Here is a 16,724-nt window from a genome sequence, read left to right on the forward strand (position 1 = left end):
AATACGAAGGCGGGGCGCGGTAGCAAAGCGGTTATGCACCGGATTGCAAATCCGAGTAGGTCGGTTCGACTCCGGCCCGCGCCTCCAAAAGTTAGGTAGCACAAGGCTTGGCGGCCCTTTGGGACATTTTTTCAATCCGATGCGGAATTGAGGAGTGCCCAAGTGAAAATTACCTTCGAAACACCCAAAACAGTCGCTGAAATTGCCGCTGTTTTTCTGTCGTTCACTCCGGTGCGCGACCCCATGCTTAAATCCCGGTTGTCATTCTGGACAGACCGCTATGGCGACAAGCCGTTAGCCGATCTGTCTGCCGACGATGTCGACGCCGCCCTGGCCGAGCTGGAAACATCACCTGGCCCCAGCGGCAAGATGCTCAGCGGCCCGACAATCAACCGCTACCGCATGGCCGCCCACAGCCTGCTGCGTTTCGCCCGTCAGAAACGCTTGCTGCCGCGCGGTTGGGTGTCACCCTTCGACCATATCCCCCAACACAAGGAAAACCCCGGCAAGGTGCGATTCCTGACCCCGGACGAAGAACAGCGGCTGATGGACGCCGCCCGCGTGCAATCCTGGGTACTGCTGCCGCTACTGATCCGCCTCGCCATCGTCACCGGCCTGCGCCGTGGCGCGCTGCTGGGTTTGACCTGGGGCGATGTAATTCTCGACGACAGCACGCCACACGTGCGGATCGAGCGCACCAAAAATGATGACCCGCACGTTTCACCACTTACCCCTGATCTGGTTCAAGAATTCAGACGCATGCGGCGCATCAAGGCCAAAGACTGTGACCTGATATTCACCGGCAAACACCTGGACCGGCCACACGATTTCCGCCACGGCTTCATTGAAGCCTGCAAGCTGGCCGGCATCGAAGGCGTCACCTTCCACACCCTGCGCCACACCTCATGCAGCCGCTTGGCGCAAGCGGGTGTCGATATCCTGCAAATCGCCGAGCATGCCGGCCATCGTTCGCTATCCATGACGCGCCGATATTCGCACCTGTGCGTCAAAGGCCGCGCCAATACCGTCAACGCCGTTTTTGCGGGGAGCTGAACATGAACCCCGCAAAACAAGCCATTAAGCTGCTGCGCAACCAAATGACCACCGCAAACCTGCGGGCGTTGACCGAAGCAGAGCGACAACAGTTCATCGCCATCATTGCCCACTGGCTGAAACTGGCCGACCTTCCCACAACTGGAGTTTGAGCCATGAGCACCGACCAATCATTTGACCTCTCGAAAACCAATCCCATGATCGGCGAGATCACCTTAACCCACCTTGGACACAACATTGGCTGCAATACGGGTGAAATTTCGGTCGACTTGTGGGCTGAGGACGGAACGATTATCTACCTCGAACTTCCTGCCCTTCTCGAGAACATTGATCGGCTGCACGGCAGGCATCACCGCCTACTCGGTATCAAGGAAAGATTGCTTGCCACCCTGTTTCTCGCCTACGAAAGCAACTTTCTGACGATGGCCGACCGGCAGACATTTGAGTCATATGTTCGCAACCATATTGCCAGCCTCAGCAGCATTGAAGCCGCGCGCCGCTTGGTGCTAGGCTGACCCAGTACGCCACTCCCCAGCCCGGCCAGGCGAAACACATCGCCGTGAGGTGCAGCACTCGTCCCCGTTCTGGCCGGGCAATTTGCAAACCGTAACGCTACGCTATACAATCCACCATGATAAAAAGCTTTCAGCACAAAGGGCTGCAAGCCTTCTTCGAGACCGGCAGCAAGGCAGGTATCCAGCCGCATCATGCGGCCCGGTTGTCTCGCCAGCTGATCCGTCTTGATATGGCAAAAGCCCCCGAATACATGAACCTGCCCGGCTGGAAGTTTCACGGCCTGCAAGGCAACCTGGCCGGGCATTACTCAATCACGGTGAACGGAAACTGGCGTCTGACTTTCACCTTTGAAGATGGCGATGCCGTCCTGGTCGATTACCAGGACTATCACTGAGAGGTTGCAAATGAGCAGAATGTTCAACCCACCCCACCCCGGCGAAACGCTACGGGAAGATGTATTGCCTGCCCTGGGCCTGAGTGTGACCGAGGCTGCCGCGCAGCTGGGCGTCACCCGTGCTGCGCTCTCCCGCGTACTCAATGGCCGCGCTGCCATCTCCCCGACAATGGCCCTGCGCATCGAGGGCTGGCTAGGCGTGGAAAACGGCGGCAGCGCCGATGCCTGGCTGGGCCAGCAAACCGCCTATGACCTGTGGCAGGCCAGGGAAGCCGGATTGCCCACCGTTCAACGCGCCGCCGTGCAGCAGGTTTCAGCTTAGGCCGCACCGAGTAAGCCACTCCCTAGCCCGGCCAGGCGAAAAGCGGATTCCTTCACCGCCTGGGAGTGGCACCTTTTGAGGGGCGTAGCGAAGGAAGGCCAAGTGAAAACGAAGAACGAGATCAAGGAAATTGTCGATAGAGGTGAAGCCGAGGCGTACATCAATGATTTCGTGGCGGCAATTTTCAAAGCTCAGTTAGAAGGGAGACTCCCTGAACTTGATGTAGATACTGCTACCGTCGCCGCAGAGGTCTTGGCAAGACTCATGAAGACAGCAGCTTGCCGCAAGCTGTTGCATTTACCCAAGCGGAAAAATATCCAGTGGAACGCCAAAGATTACAGAATGGGCTCCCCTCAGTGGGAGGCGGCTAAGCGCCATTACAGGGGCGATACAACTTGTTCCGAAGCGGTAAAAGAGCTGTCTGATTCCTTTGGTGATCATCCGCCATCGGAAGCCAGAACACTTAAACGCTTGCTTGATGACTTGGTTGAAAGAGTGCACGCCTTTGATTCCGCGGTATATCAAACACTGATCAATTTAGGTGCCGATCCTGACAAGCCGGGTAGCCATGAATCCGCTGCCCGCCGCATGTTTAAAAACCTTACGGGCTCTGATTGGGACGAGGTGAACGGCCCGATGTGACGGGCCATGCAAAGTAAAAGTTGGCACTCTGCATTTTAGTAAAAAACTGATTTCCATATTCTCCAAAGCGTCCCAAGCCGCCAAGCCGGACGCTACTTAGGAGAATAGGAAATGACAGACACCAAGCCACAAGATTTTTTACCACTGAAAACGTGGTTTCTCGAACACGGTAAAGGCGTGTTCAAATCCGACAAGCTGCTGCACTACCACACCCGTCCGATTCAGCGCGAACTGATCGAGGCCGGCGCAATGGCAAAAGTCGGGGTGCATATTTTCCTGAACCGCACCCGATTCTGGCCGGAGTTTCAGCGCATCGCTGCCGCTAACCTGGATACCGGAGGCCGTGAAAAATGACCTCCAAAAAAAATGGCCGCACCAGACGGCACGACCAGAATCAGCGCAGCGATTATAACCCGAACACATACCCTCAAGCAGAAGCGTTCAGCCTCGCCAAGCCATCACGCAGCCGCCGCCAGAAGCGCGGCTGGCAACGTGGCGCACGAGGCTGGATTGATCCCGGCCTGCTCGCGGAAATGGCACTACTGGTGGTCGTCGTCGGCCTGTATTTGGCCGGAGCATCCGCATGAGCGCCACACCGATCCACGAGCTGTTCATCGGCACCCCAAACCACGAGTGCGCCAGCTGTCGCCGCGAATTCAACGCCACCAACCCGCGTGCTGGCGATGTGCGCGTGCTTCCCTACCTTCCCGGTGTTCCTGTGGGTCACTTCCAATTCGCCTACGGCATTTGCGGGTGCTGCTTGCGCCAGGCGAAAGCGGATGAGGCTGGACGCACTGCTGTCATGGCTGCGGTAGGGCGATTCCACAATGGGACACCGACAAATGACTAGCCTGATTCCATTCGACGACATCCGCGCCGCCGCGCGCGGCCATTGGTCCGGCCTCCTCGAAATCATTGTCGGCGAGCAATACCTGACCGGCCGTAACGGGCCATGCCCCGGCTGCGGCGGGTCTGACCGCTTTCAGTTCAATGTCCGCAGCCCGGCCGGCGCGTTTTCCTGCCGCGCCCATCCAAAGGGCGGAGGCGATGGATTCGAGCTTATCGAGCATGCGCTTGACATTGGGTTTGCCGAGGCTGCGCGGCTGGTGGCAGGGGCGCTTGGCATGAACGCCGCCACCTCAAACCGGCCAGCACAGCGCCCGCCCACACCCGCTCCGGTCCCGGCGGCAGACTGGTCACGCGCCCGCCGCCAGGCCGCAGAGATGTGGAGCGCCGCCCACCAGATTTCATCTAATGATGCCGCTGGCTACTACCTGGCTGGGCGTGGCCCAGCCCTACCAGCCGACAGCGCCAATCTGCGCCACCACCCGGCACTGCCCTACTGGAAGCCTGGCGACGGCCGCGCCGAGCTGGTCGGCAACTTCCCGGCACTGCTGGCACGGATCAGCCTACCAGACGGGCGCGGCTGCGGCCTGCATCGCATTTACCTGACACCAGACGGCCGCAAACTCGCGCTTGATGGCCTACCCGCCAAAAAACTGTTCAAGGCCGGAGACCTAGCCGGTGCTGCCGTGCAACTGGCGCGGCCGGTTGATGGCGTGGTCGGCATCTGCGAAGGCATTGAAACCGCGCTGGCGTTTGGTATGGGCGCCGGCATTCCCGTATGGGCTGGCGTTTCCGCGCCTGGACTGGCGGCGGCCGCTTTTCCGCCTGATGTACGGATAGTGCACATCGGTGCCGATCCAGACGAACCCGGCCAACGCGCCGCCCTAGCCCTGGCGCAGCGTCTAGCCGATGAAGGACGGCAAGCGTGGATACATACCCCACCAGGCACAGGTGACTGGAATGACTGGCTGCTCGAATCGAGAGGGATGGCCGCATGAACGAATCGCACCTCATTGACCTATCAACCGGCAAAGCGGTCAGCAAACGTACCAAGACCACCTCTGCCGCCACCCATGCCGGCGAACTGTTCGATGCCCAAGGGCGGCGCATTATCCGCCACCAGCCAAGCCAGCTGCCGGAAATCCTGGATGCGCTCGAAGTCGCACTGAGTGAATCCGGAACGCTCAATCTTTTCCGCTACGCCGGCCGCCTGGCACGGGTTTATCAGGCCGACGAAAGCGCCGACAAGAACATCAAACGCCCGGCCGGCGCCATCATGCTGCACCCGGTTGAGTCCGCGCACCTTGCCGAGATTGCCACCCGTGCAGCAGCGCATGAAAAGTGGGACGCCCGCCGTTCAGACTTCGTGCCTATCGATTGCCCTCGCCGCGTGGCCGATGCCTACCTGGCGCGTGGCCATTGGCCACGGTTGCCCGATCTGCTTGGGTTTATCGAGACGCCGACCATCACAGCGACTGGCCGAGTTATCGACGCGCCCGGTTACGACCAGGATAGCGGCCTGTTTTGTGCCTTCCGCAAAATCCCCGGCTATCAACGCCCGACCAAAAAACCGAGCAGAAATGATGCGGAACGTGCAGTCATCCGGTTGCTTGAACTGTTCAAGACATTCCCGTTTGTGGCTGACGAGGATCGTGTCGCCATGCTGGCCGGCGTGCTGACCGCCATTCAGCGACGCTTGCTCCCCGCTGCACCCATGCTTGCGATTAGCGCCCCGAGTCCCGGCACCGGCAAAACGCTGCTGTGTGAAAGCCTGGCGGAAGTCGCCACGGGCCGACGTGCTTCCGTCCTGAGCCTGGGCCATGACGATGCCGAAACCGAGAAGCGCCTGGCCGGCGCATTCATGGCCGGCGATGCCTGCCTGATGATTGATAACGTCGAACGTCCGCTGGGCGGTGATCTGATCTGCCAGGCGCTGACTCAGGAATATTTGCGGCTGCGCCCGCTGGGTGGCTCCGGCATGCTGAATGTACCAACCCATTCCATCATGATCGCCACGGGCAACAACCTGAGCATAGTCGGTGATCTGAAACGGCGCGTGGTACTGGTTCGTCTCGACGCCCGTGTGGAGCGGCCGGAACATCGCACGTTTGACCGCGACCATCTATCTACCGTGCTTGAACGCCGTGGCGAGATCATCACCGACGCCATGACCATCATCGCCGCCTATCTGGCCGCCGGATCGCCAGCGATACCTGGCCTGCACAGTTTCGGTGGCTTCGAGAAGTGGGACGCGATGGTACGCCGGCCGCTGGCCTGGCTGGGCCTTGCTGATCCGTTGCTGTCATCCGATGAACTGCGTGCAGCCGATCCGGACGTTGAGTGCATGCGCCTGCTGTTCGCCGCCTGGCGGGATGAATTCGGCACCCGGCCTGTGACCGCCGCCGAAGTCGTTTCCTCCTCCACCTCCGTCGGTCAGAGCGCCAACGATGACCTGCGCGATGCCCTGCAACAGGCCTGTGCTGAAAAACCTAATACACGGCGATTGGGAAGCTGGCTTCGACGGCACCGAGACAAGATTCTCGACGGGTTTCAACTCAAACAAACCGGCTTTGATGGGAAAAAGAAGGTGGCCCGTTGGCAGGTTATTGATGGCGGGGTCAGCGGGTAAAGCGGGGTCAGTTTCTACCTAACGTGAAAAAGTGTCAGTAAGTGACAAAAAACATATATGGGCGGAAATCAACCCCGCTGACCCCGCAAACCCCGCTTTTCCAAATGCTGGCGAGCGGTCAGCGGGTCCTTCCAAGTGCCTAGACAGTACGGGGACAGGGACGCGCCCACCCTCCCTAGTTGCGAACTATTCTCAACGGGGTTATATATTAACGGTGCTATATGATTGATTTACAAGCAAAAATAACGCAAAGCGAATTCGGGAATCTGGTCGGCGTCAGTCAGCCCGCCGTGTCCGACATGCTAGCCCGCAAGGTCATTGCACCAGGCGGCACCGCCGGGGAGTGGCTGCTGTCGTACTGCAACCACCTGCGAGAAACTGCTGCCGGTCGAGCGGCGCAGGGTGATCTTGATCTGGCCGGCGAGCGTGCCAGGCTTGCGAAAGAGCAAGCCGACCGCGTAGCGATGCAGAACGCCGTCCAGCGCGGCGAGCTGGCACCTGTTGCGGCGCTGGAGAGCGTTTTATCAGCCACCGGTGCGCGGGTGGGGCGGCTGCTTGATGCGCTGCCTGGGCAGATTGCTCGCCGCGCGCCTGATCTACCAGCCGATGCGCTGACGTTGATCGAGCACGATATCGCGTCCTGTCGCAACCTTGCCGCAGAAATGCGCCTTGCCGACCTGAGCGATGCTGACGACGCACCCGACGACGACGCAGAGGTGCTGGAATGACCCACTTCGAGGCGTTCGACTCTCACCTACAGATTTCACAGGCGCTAGAGCGCGGCCTGCGCACTTGGGGCAAACCACCACCGGTCAGCCTGGATGAATGGGCGCGGCAAAACTTCCACCTGTCGTCCGAATCTTCCTACATCGAACAGGCATGGAATCCGTGGCCGTTCCAGCGCGGCATCATGCACGCCCTGTCACGCGACGACATCGCAGAAGTGACAATAAAAAAATCAGCGCGGGTGGGTTATACAAAAATGCTGCTCTCGTTCCTGCTTTACGCAGCGCACCATCGGCGGCGCAATCAGGCGATTTGGCTTCCCAGCGATGGCGACCAGAAAAAATTTGTCAAAACCGAGCTAGAGCCAGCCCTGCGCGATGTCTCTGCAATGAAAGAAGTCATGCCGAGTCGCGGCATGGGACGCCACCGCGACAACACACTGACGCAGAAAAAATTTGCTGGCTGTTTGCTGCACATCCTGGGCGGCGGATCGGCGAAAAACTACCGGGCAATCAGCGTTGATATCGGCGTTTTCGACGAACTGTCAGCATTCGAGCAGGATATCGAGGGCGAAGGCAGCCCGTTTTCGCTGGGTGCCAAGCGCGTTGCCGGCGCAACCTTTCCAAAACTCGTGACTGGCAGCACGCCCAAGGCGCGCGGCTGGTGTCATCTTGATGCGCGTTATCAGGCAGCTGACGAGCGCATGAATTATCAAATCTCCTGCCCGCACTGCGCCGGCCACCACGCGCTGGCCTGGGGCGGACCGGACGAGCCGCACGGCTTCAAATTTGACCGCACCACCCGCGCACCGGACAGCGTGCGCCACCTGTGTCCGCACTGCGCCGGTCTGATCGACCAAGCAGATTATCTGGCCGCCGCTGATGCCGGCGTCTGGATCAACCAGGCCGGCGACCTCTGGCTACACGCCGACGGCCGCTTTACGCGCCCTGATGGATCACCCACATCCCCGCCGAGGCATCTGGCGTTCCACGTCTGGGCAGCTTATTCACCAGCTGTTTCCTGGCCGCAGCTGGTGCGCGAGTTCTTCGCGGCTCATGAAAAAATCGAAACCGGCGACGCATCGATGATGAAGGCGTTTGTCAACACCACCCTGGGCGAGACCTGGCAGGACGAAATCGAACGGACAGACGCCGACGAGCTACGCCTGCGCGCAGAGCCGTTTGCGCTGCGCCACATGCCGCGCGGCTGCTTGCTGCTGCTCTGTGGTGTCGACGTACAGGGTAACCGCCTGGAAGCGCAGGTGTGGGGCATCGGGCGCGGCGGAGAAATGTGGTCGATAGACCACCGCGTATTTTTTGGCAATCCTGGGCAGCCTGACGTGTGGCACGAGCTAGAGCAGTTTTTGCTTGAGGAAAAGTACACGCACGCCTGCGGCACAGAACATGGGATACACGCCACGGCAATTGACAGCGGCGGCCATCATACCGATATGGTGTATGCCTTCGCTCATACCCACCGTGCCCGCCGCGTGCATGCCGTTAAAGGATCGAGCGGCACAGAGCGCGGCATCGAAAACGGAAACTCAAAAGTCGGCTTCAATTTTCGCGGCAAACGAGAACGCAACGGACCGACGCTGTGGCTGGTCGGAACGAATCTCGCAAAAGATCGCCTGGCAAGCCGGCTTGAAGTCACCACGCCTGGACCCGGCTATATCCACTTGTCAAACGAAAACAGCGACGAGTGGTTTCGACAGATGGCCGCCGAGGATCGCGTCACGGTGCGTGGCCGGCATGGGAATCAGACGCGCTGGGTGCCAAACCGCAAACGCAACGAAGTGCTCGACATGACTGCCTACTGCCTTTGGCTGGAAGAGCGTCTAAACCTGTGGGCACCGAAAAACCGCAAGTGGTGGGACGACCTCGAAGCAAAGGTCGAGCCGCCGCCAGACCTGTTCAGTGCCAATCCGCCGCCACAGGCCGCTAAGCCAGCCCCTGCACCGCCACCCGACAACCCTGCCGACAACCCTGCCGACAACCCTGCCGATGACGCTGCCGACAACCCTGCCGATGACGCTGCCGATGACGCTGCCGTTGCCGACGACGACATTTTCCGGCCGATCCTGCTATGAAGCCGGTCGAAGCACGCGAAACGCTCGAAAAAATCGCAAAACTTCTAGCCAGCGGCCAGGGTCTGCCGCCAGCGGAGCGGTCATGGCTAGTCGGCAGCCTGATTACCCGGCTACGCCAGCCGGGCAGCGACCTGGAGCGCCTGCTAGGACTGCGTAGCAGGGCAGGTGGGCGGCTACATGCCCACACACCGCTTCCGGCCCGCGATGCGGCGGTGCGCAAGACTTGCGCCACCCTGCCGGGGACCAATAAAGAGCGCGCCCGAAATCTGCTGCGCCGCCTGCAAGCCAACGACCCTGAGCTGCTCGAAATCGAGCGCAAAACAGCTCGCCTGCCTCGCAGTGTGCGGCAACTTGAACGCATCATTGCCGGCCGTACTGTGGCAGCGACGTTTAATAACTGATTGAAATGTCATCCGTGGGAAGTGACAGAAAATGCTCACATCGCCATAACACCACGGAGCCGCCCTACCCATGAAAGTCACCTGCGTTCAAAGCAAGCCGGAAACACAAGGCGCAGTCATGTTCGACCGATCCAAGTCTATTTTGTTGATCTGGTTCGACAACACGACGATTCACGCAAGACTGACGCCAGATCAGCGCGAAGCACTGGCCGCCGCCATGAGCCCCACCAAATCCGAAGAACACAATGAGCTGGTGAGCTGCGCCACCAGCTTCCACCATTGCAAGACGGAGACCAACCATGACAAATAAATTAAACATCAAGCAAAACGCCCTTGCCGACACTGCCGAACTGGAAACCGCCCGCCAGACCATGCCGGCCGAAGCCACCAGCACGGCAAAAGAAGCCTTGGCATCGGCGCCCAGCGACTTCGCCGCGCAAGCCCTGACGCCGGGCCTTGGTCATACCGCCGAAAGTATCACTGCCCCCATTGCAGCCATAGAAAAAGCAGTAGCCAACTTAGCCGATCAACAAAAGAAACTGCGCGAAACGCTCAAATCGAACATGGCAAGCTTGAATGACATGATTGAGCAAAAATCCGCCGAACTGAACAAGCTGATCATGAGCGTTTCGATTGATGACGCGACCAAGCTGCTGATGAATCAGTTGCGGGATGATATTGAGCGCCATCAAGCTAGCGAGCTTATCCGCTCAAATATCCTGGCGGCTCGAAAAGTCACAAACTTTGGGGCGGTTGAAACAATGGGCGGTTTCGATGGCGCCGGCAATTTGACCTTCTCGCAAAGCATCGCCAGCCCGATCCACCTCGTCGAATACGATAGCGGTGTTTTTACTCTGCTGGCGTTGTGCCCCGATCTGTTCTACCCGGCGATTGAAGCCAATATCCGCCATATCCTGAAGGATGCCGGCGTTCCTGAAAACAGCCCAGGCACCGATGAACTTCTGAACCAGGCTCGCGCCCTATCTGCCGAGATTCAGACGCTGGAAGCGCAGCGCCGGGAATTCCGGGACCAGTTCGCCATGACTGCGCTGGAAGACATGCCGAAAGGCTACCAGGAGTTTTTGACGCGCACCAATGGCGGCACCTTCTCGCCAAGAACAGAACCGAGCGTCACGCGTGCCGACGGGCGGCAAATGGAATTCGGGCATTCGCGACTCGAGTCCCTGAAACTTTCCCAAGATCATGTCGAAAAGGAAAACACCTACTGAAAAGCCAGAGGCAAGGTGTAGTTCCAGAAAAACCCAGCCGATAGCCGAGACGCGGTGAGCCATAGGCGGCTGGTGGGGATTCCGCGGTGGAATCTCTGTATGGCGAGCCAACCAGCTTGTAGAGCTAACCTGGCGGTTGCGTAAATCTCAACAAGCACGGCGGAGGATGGTCGATTTTACGGAGTCGCGACCTTCGCCACACCTCAACGACAGGAGCAACACCCAAGCCCGCCGAGTGCGGGTTTTTTTGTGGGTGACTTGGCGCGAAAAAACGCCGGATTATTGATCCGGATAGTATTGACTCGTCCCATGTGATCCCATAGAATGCCGGCTGTCCCAAGGGGCGCAAGGGTTTCAGAAGGTTTGCAAATCCGAGTAGGTCGGTTCGACTCCGGCCCGCGCCTCCAAAAGTTTTGCGGCAGTAGCTCAGTTGGTAGAGCGATACCTTGCCAAGGTATAGGTCGAGAGTTCGAGACTCTTCTGCCGCTCCAGACTCTCTGGCATCAATACTCAATATGATGCCAGTACGCTGAAACGAAAAAAGGAGCCTCGGCTCCTTTTTTCGTTTATCCCTCGCCTCTACCCCCGACTACAGCGGAAATTCCTGATTCTGCCGCGGCACGCTAACCGGCCAATCCAGTTCGCGCTGGATGCGTTCGCGCAATGCTTCCGAGGCCTCGGCCTCGCCATGGACGACAAACACGTGCTGGGGTGGGTGACTGAAACCGGATAACCAGCGCAGCAACTCGCCGCGATCGGCATGCGCCGACAGCATGGGCAGCTCCGCCACTTCGGCATTGACCGGCAACCAGCGACCGTGAATTTTCACCTCGCGGCTACCTTCGAGCAGCTTGCGCCCGCGCGTTCCGGCGGCCTGGAAGCCCGAGAACAGCAGCGTGTTCTGATGACTCCCGGCAAACGCCGCGATGTGGTGCAGCACCCGTCCTCCCGTCGCCATGCCGCTGGCCGAGATGATGACCTTGGGGAAGGGGTTGGCCGACAGCGCTTTGGATTCTTCCACGTCCTGCACGTAAGTCACTGCCGCGAAGGCCGCCTGAAACTCGTCGCTGCCCAATTTGTGTTCATCGTGATAGGCATACAGCAGTGCCGTGGCATTGGTCGCCATGGGGCTGTCCAGATAGACCGGGATATTGCGCAGGCCACCGCGCTGGCGCAACTGCCAGAGGGCATGGATCAACGACTGGGCGCGCCCGACGGCGAAGGCGGGAATGACCACGGTGCCGCCACGGCGCAAGGTGCGCTCGATGATGTCGCCCAGGGCTGTAACCGGATCGCTGCGGTCGTGATCGCGGTTACCGTAAGTCGATTCAATCACGACATAGTCGGCCGCCGGCACTGGCTCGGGAGCATGCATCACCGGATCGTCATAGCGCCCGAGATCGCCGGAAAACACGATGCGTTTGCCCCGGACCTCGATTTCCGCCGTGGCCGCGCCCAGAATGTGACCGGCGCGGCGAAACACCAGGGTCGCCCCACCGGGCAGCGCGATTTTCTGCCCTAAAGACTGCGGCGCGAAATGCGTCAGCGTGCGTTCGGCATCGAGCCGCGTGTACAGGGGCAAAGCCGGTTTGTGCCTGGAGAATCCCTTGCGGTTGGCAAATTCGGCATCCTTCTCCTGCAACCAGGCACTATCGAGCAGGATCAGCTCGGCCACATCGCGGGTGGCCGCAGTCGAGAAAATCCGGCCGCGAAAACCGTCGAGCACCAGTCGGGGCAGATAGCCGCAGTGATCCAGATGGGCGTGCGTCAGCACCACCGCATCGATGTCGCGCGGCTCGACCGGCAGGCGCGTCCAGTTCAGTTCGCGCAGATTCTTCAGCCCCTGGAACAAGCCGCAATCGATCAGGATGCGGGTGTCGCCGTAAGTCAGCAGATGCTTGGAGCCGGTGACGGTACCCACCCCGCCGAGACTGGTCAGTGAAAACATGTTCTTTCCTCCTTTTCCTTGCCGCCCGGGACAAACCTCAGGCCATCTGGCTGATGGTCCGGCGAAAACGCGACAGCGACAGTGTAAACAGTACGCTGCCAATCAGCAGCAGCCAGAGAAACGGCTTCCAGACCACCTCGATCCCCGCGCCGCGATACAGGATGGCCTGGCCAATTTCGACAAAATGGGTGGTCGGTGCCGCCAGCATCAGGGTGCGCACCAATTCGGGCATGCTCTCGCGCGGCGTCGTGCCACCGGAGAGCACTTCCAGCGGCAACAGGACGAGCAGCATCAACATGCCGAACTGCGGCATGTTGCGTGCCACCGTCGCCAGAAAAATCCCCATCGAGGTGGTGGCGAACAGGCACAAGGCCGCACCGCAGAAGAACAGCAGGGGCGAGCCGGCTACCGGCGCGCCGATCACCCCGCGCACGACAATGTTCAGGGACAAGCTTGACGCCAACAGCACCACCAGGCCCATCGACCAGATTTTTGACAGCATGATTTCGGTCGGGGTCACCGGCATCACCAGCAGATGCTCGATGGTGCCATGCTCGCGTTCACGGATCAGCGCCGCGCCGGTGAGCACGATCGACAGCATGGCGATGTAGTTGATGACCTGCGTCAGCCCGCCGAACCAGCTTTTCTCCAGCGCCGGATTGAAGCGGGCGCGCAAGGCCAGATCCACCGGCAACACCGTGCCGACACGCTGGCGCTGGACGAATTCGTTGATTTCTCCCTGCACGATCTGCTGCACTGCACCGCTGCCGGTGAACGCCTGGCTCATGCGGGTGGCGTCCACGTTGAGCTGGATTTCCGGCGCGCGCCCGGCCAGCACATCGCGCTGAAACCCCTGCGGGATGTACAGGGCAAAGGTGTATTCGCCGTTATCCATGGCCGGGTCCATCTGCGGCATGGTAATCAGCTCCGGGGTATTGAATTGCGGCGGATAAAACGCTGAAACGATACGCTGCGACAAGGGCGTATCGTCCTCATCAACCAGCGCGATGGGCACCCGGTGCAAGGTTTCCGGCATGGCCGTGGCGGCAGTGTACACTCCAACGGTGAACACATAGACGATCAGCACCAGCATGGTCGGGTCGCGCGCCAGGCTCCACAACTCCTTGATGCCGAGGCGGTAGATATTGGCAAGGTGATGGCGCAACTGCATCTCAGCGCTCCTGTTTCTTCAGCAGCAGAATGGCGACACCGAGAATCAGCGGCACCGACGCCAGCATGCACCAGAACGCCCCGCTCAGATCGACCAGCGACAGCCCCTTGCTGAATATCCCGCGACTGATGATGATCATGTAGGTGGCCGGGTACACCTCGCCGATCAGCCGCCCGCCACCTTCGAGCGAAGACACCGGGTTGATCAACCCGGAAAACTGGATGGCCGGCAGGATAGTGCCGACCATGGCAATGAACAGCGCTGCAATCTGGCTTTTGGTCACAGCCGACGCCAGCAGCCCCATGCCAGTGGACACGAACGCGAAGATCAGCGCCGCCAGGCACAGGGACAGGAAATCGCCGCTTATCGGCACCCCGAATACCGTCACCGCCAGCAGGCTCATCAACAGGAAATTCAGCAGGGTCAGGCCGACATAAGGCAACTGCTTGCCAAAGAGGAATTCGCTGCGGCTGACCGGGGTGACGTAGAGATTGATGATTGCGCCTGTTTCCTTCTCGCGCACCACCGCCAGCGCCGTCAGCATGGCCGGCAGCAGCAGGAGCAGCAGCGGCACCACCGCCGGCACCATGGCCGGCAAGCTGCGGACATCCGGGTTGTAGCGGAAGCGGGTCTGGATCGTGGCCCCCTTCGCCTGCACGCCGAGCCGCTCGCTCAATTGCCCCGCCAGCCAGTGCTGATGCATGCCCTGCACGTACCCCTGGACGGTTTCCGCCCGCACCGGCATGGCCCCATCGACCCAGGCGCCGATCTCCACCTGCCGCCCAGCCAGGGCTTGGCGCATGAAACCGGGAGGAATCTCGATGGCAAGCGACAACTCCCCGCTGCGCATGCGCCGGTCGAGTTCGTCGTAATCGGCAAGCGGCGGCTGTTCGATGAAATAGCGCGAGCCCGACAATTGCAGCGCGTAGTCGCGGCTGAGCGTCGTCTGGTCGCGGTCGAGCACGGCGTAACGCAGGTTCTCGACATCCATGTTGATGCCGAAGCCGATCACGAACAACAGCAGGATCGAGCCCCCCAGCGCGAGCGTGGCGCGGATCGGGTCGCGCTGCAACTCCAGCGCCTCCCGCCACAGGTAGGCCAGCATGCGCTGCAGGCTGAAACCTGCCCTTGCCCCGCCAGCAGCCTGCGCCGTCGGTTCTGCCACCGCCTCCGGCACGGCCGCGCCCTCCTTTTCTGGCGTGACCGGCGGCACGCCATCGGCCTCACGCAGATAGCCGATGAAGGCTTCTTCCAGATTCCGCGCACCGCGTCTGGCCACCAGCTGGGCCGGCGTATCGCTGTCGAGCACCTTGCCGGCATGCATCATCGACATGCGGTCACAGCGCTCGGCCTCGTTCATGAAATGGGTGGAAATGAAAATGGTCACCTTGTCACGCCGCGACAATTCCACCAGCAGACGCCAGAAAGCATCGCGCGCCACCGGATCCACCCCTGACGTGGGCTCGTCGAGAATCAGCATCTCGGGTTTGTGCACCATCGCCACGGCCAGCGACAGGCGCTGGCGCAGGCCCAGCGGCAGGCTTTCCGGGAGGCTGTCGAGCACCTCCGCCAGACCGAAGCGCGCCACCATTTCATCCATCCGGGCGGGAATGTCCGCCGCCGGCACGTTGAACAACTGGGCATGCAGCAGCAGGTTCTGCCGCACGGTCAATTCGCCATAGAGCGAAAACGCCTGCGACATGTAGCCGACACGGCGACGGGTCGCGATGTCGCGTGGATCGACCTCGTGGCCGAACAGCCAAGCCCGCCCCTCGCTGGCTGGCAGCAAGCCGGTCAGCAGCTTCATCGTGGTGGTCTTGCCACAGCCGTTGGACCCGAGAAAGCCAAAAATCTCGCCGCGCCGGATGCGGAAGCTGACCTGGTCGACCGCGACGAAATCACCGAAACGCATGGTCAGCCCCTGCGCCTCGATGGCGATGTCGTCCTGATCCACCTGCAAAGGGGGAATCACCACCGCTGAGTGACCGCGCGTCCTCGCCGCCGGCAGCAGTCCAATGAAAGCCGCTTCCAGCGTCTCGCTCCCAGTACGGTCGAGCAGTTCCTGTGGGGTTCCGGTGGCCAGGATCTGGCCGGCATCCATCGCCAGCAGCCAGTCGAAACGCTGCGCCTCGTCCATATAGGCGGTCGCTACCAGCACGCTCATGCCCGGGCGTCGGCTGCGGATACGCGCGATCAGTTCCCAGAACTGGGCGCGTGCCAGCGGATCGACGCCGGTGGTCGGCTCATCGAGAATCAGCAGGTCCGGATCGTGGATCAAAGCGCAGCACAAGCCGAGCTTCTGCTTCATGCCGCCGGACAATTTCCCGGCCGGTCGCGTCAAAAAAGGATACAGGCCGGTCGCCCGGGTCAGATCGTCGATGCGGCGGCGACGTTCAGCCGCATCATGACCGAACAGGCGGGCAAAGAACTGCAGGTTTTCCTCGACCGACAAGGTGGGGTACAGATTCCTGCCCAGACCTTGCGGCATGTAGGCAATGCGCGGACAGGCGCTGGCACGGTGCGGGCGTTGCGCCATGTCGCCGCCCAGCACCTCCACCGTCCCTTCCTGAATCTGACGGGCGCCGGCAATCAGTGCCAGCAGGCTGGATTTGCCGACACCATCCGGACCAATCAGCCCGACCATGCAGCCGGCAGGAATCTCCTGGCTGATACCCGCCAGTGCCTCGATCTGGCCATAGCGCAGCCGCACCGCGTGCAGACGCACGACCGCCGACGGCATGGGCGGCAGCGTCATCGC

Annotated in this window: 18 protein-coding genes and 2 tRNA genes; 17 read left to right on the forward strand and 3 right to left on the reverse strand. The window is 60.7% G+C overall.

Annotated features, from left to right (window positions below):
- The first annotated feature begins 13 nt into the window (after positions 1 to 13).
- The 17 genes from JYJ39_RS08835 (at position 14) to JYJ39_RS08915 (ending at position 11,338) form a co-directional block, all read left to right on the forward strand.
- Positions 14 to 87: transfer RNA gene (locus tag JYJ39_RS08835), tRNA-Cys, on the forward strand.
- Between the two features lie 75 nt (positions 88 to 162).
- Positions 163 to 1,053: a tyrosine-type recombinase/integrase gene (locus JYJ39_RS08840; protein WP_205203706.1), complete on the forward strand. Its 891-nt coding sequence runs from the start codon at positions 163 to 165 to the stop codon at positions 1,051 to 1,053.
- 2 nt (positions 1,054 to 1,055) lie between these two features.
- On the forward strand, positions 1,056 to 1,205 hold the full coding sequence (locus JYJ39_RS08845; RefSeq protein ID WP_205203707.1) for a hypothetical protein: 150 nt from the start codon (positions 1,056 to 1,058) through the stop codon (positions 1,203 to 1,205).
- Between the two features lie 3 nt (positions 1,206 to 1,208).
- Positions 1,209 to 1,568, forward strand: a complete 360-nt coding sequence (locus JYJ39_RS08850) for a hypothetical protein (protein ID WP_205203708.1) — start codon at positions 1,209 to 1,211, stop codon at positions 1,566 to 1,568.
- Positions 1,569 to 1,684: 116 nt separating this feature from the next.
- Entirely contained in the window at positions 1,685 to 1,963 is a 279-nt protein-coding gene (locus JYJ39_RS08855) for a type II toxin-antitoxin system RelE/ParE family toxin (protein ID WP_205203710.1), read from the forward strand.
- 10 nt (positions 1,964 to 1,973) lie between these two features.
- Positions 1,974 to 2,285, forward strand: a complete 312-nt coding sequence (locus JYJ39_RS08860) for a HigA family addiction module antitoxin (protein ID WP_205203711.1) — start codon at positions 1,974 to 1,976, stop codon at positions 2,283 to 2,285.
- 102 nt (positions 2,286 to 2,387) lie between these two features.
- The gene (locus tag JYJ39_RS08865; RefSeq protein WP_205203712.1) at positions 2,388 to 2,927 is read left to right on the forward strand and encodes a hypothetical protein; all 540 of its coding nucleotides are present in this window, start codon (positions 2,388 to 2,390) and stop codon (positions 2,925 to 2,927) included.
- Positions 2,928 to 3,038: 111 nt separating this feature from the next.
- Positions 3,039 to 3,281, forward strand: coding sequence for a hypothetical protein (locus JYJ39_RS08870; RefSeq protein WP_205203713.1), 243 nt, complete (start codon positions 3,039 to 3,041; stop codon positions 3,279 to 3,281).
- A complete protein-coding gene (locus JYJ39_RS08875; RefSeq protein WP_205203714.1) occupies positions 3,278 to 3,514 on the forward strand; it encodes a hypothetical protein in 237 nt (78 codons plus the stop codon). Before JYJ39_RS08870 ends, JYJ39_RS08875 begins: the two co-directional genes overlap by 4 nt.
- Positions 3,515 to 3,769: 255 nt before the next feature.
- Positions 3,770 to 4,771: a DUF7146 domain-containing protein gene (locus JYJ39_RS08880; RefSeq protein WP_205203715.1), complete on the forward strand. Its 1,002-nt coding sequence runs from the start codon at positions 3,770 to 3,772 to the stop codon at positions 4,769 to 4,771.
- A complete protein-coding gene (locus JYJ39_RS08885; RefSeq protein ID WP_205203716.1) occupies positions 4,768 to 6,402 on the forward strand; it encodes a hypothetical protein in 1,635 nt (544 codons plus the stop codon). The genes JYJ39_RS08880 and JYJ39_RS08885 overlap by 4 nt, the downstream gene beginning before the upstream one ends.
- Positions 6,403 to 6,623: 221 nt before the next feature.
- Complete coding sequence (locus JYJ39_RS08890; RefSeq protein WP_205203718.1) at positions 6,624 to 7,130, forward strand: terminase small subunit; 507 nt, start codon at positions 6,624 to 6,626, stop codon at positions 7,128 to 7,130.
- Positions 7,127 to 9,217 (forward strand): phage terminase large subunit family protein, encoded by a 2,091-nt coding sequence (locus JYJ39_RS08895; protein WP_205203719.1) that lies wholly within the window; start codon positions 7,127 to 7,129, stop codon positions 9,215 to 9,217. The genes JYJ39_RS08890 and JYJ39_RS08895 overlap by 4 nt, the downstream gene beginning before the upstream one ends.
- Positions 9,214 to 9,618 (forward strand): hypothetical protein, encoded by a 405-nt coding sequence (locus JYJ39_RS08900; protein WP_205203720.1) that lies wholly within the window; start codon positions 9,214 to 9,216, stop codon positions 9,616 to 9,618. Before JYJ39_RS08895 ends, JYJ39_RS08900 begins: the two co-directional genes overlap by 4 nt.
- Before the next feature lie 70 nt (positions 9,619 to 9,688).
- Positions 9,689 to 9,928 carry a hypothetical protein gene (locus JYJ39_RS08905; protein WP_205203721.1) on the forward strand — a complete coding sequence of 80 codons (240 nt, stop codon included), beginning with the start codon at positions 9,689 to 9,691 and terminating at the stop codon, positions 9,926 to 9,928.
- The gene (locus JYJ39_RS08910) at positions 9,918 to 10,847 is read left to right on the forward strand and encodes a hypothetical protein (RefSeq protein WP_205203722.1); all 930 of its coding nucleotides are present in this window, start codon (positions 9,918 to 9,920) and stop codon (positions 10,845 to 10,847) included. Before JYJ39_RS08905 ends, JYJ39_RS08910 begins: the two co-directional genes overlap by 11 nt.
- Positions 10,848 to 11,262: 415 nt before the next feature.
- A tRNA-Gly gene (locus JYJ39_RS08915) sits at positions 11,263 to 11,338 on the forward strand.
- 98 nt (positions 11,339 to 11,436) lie between these two features.
- Here the strand turns inward: JYJ39_RS08915 and JYJ39_RS08920 are convergent.
- Genes JYJ39_RS08920 through rbbA form a run of 3 tightly spaced genes read right to left on the reverse strand, consistent with a single transcriptional unit; the run spans position 11,437 to position 16,721 of the window.
- Positions 11,437 to 12,795 carry an MBL fold metallo-hydrolase RNA specificity domain-containing protein gene (locus tag JYJ39_RS08920; protein WP_205203723.1) on the reverse strand — a complete coding sequence of 453 codons (1,359 nt, stop codon included), beginning with the start codon at positions 12,793 to 12,795 and terminating at the stop codon, positions 11,437 to 11,439.
- Between the two features lie 37 nt (positions 12,796 to 12,832).
- A complete protein-coding gene (locus JYJ39_RS08925) occupies positions 12,833 to 13,966 on the reverse strand; it encodes an ABC transporter permease (protein ID WP_205203724.1) in 1,134 nt (377 codons plus the stop codon).
- A gap of 1 nt (position 13,967) precedes the next feature.
- Positions 13,968 to 16,721: a ribosome-associated ATPase/putative transporter RbbA gene (gene rbbA, locus JYJ39_RS08930; RefSeq protein WP_205203726.1), complete on the reverse strand. Its 2,754-nt coding sequence runs from the start codon at positions 16,719 to 16,721 to the stop codon at positions 13,968 to 13,970.
- Positions 16,722 to 16,724: the final 3 nt, after the last annotated feature.

It is taken from the genome of Azonexus hydrophilus (genome assembly GCF_905120355.1).
GTDB lineage: Bacteria > Pseudomonadota > Gammaproteobacteria > Burkholderiales > Rhodocyclaceae > Azonexus.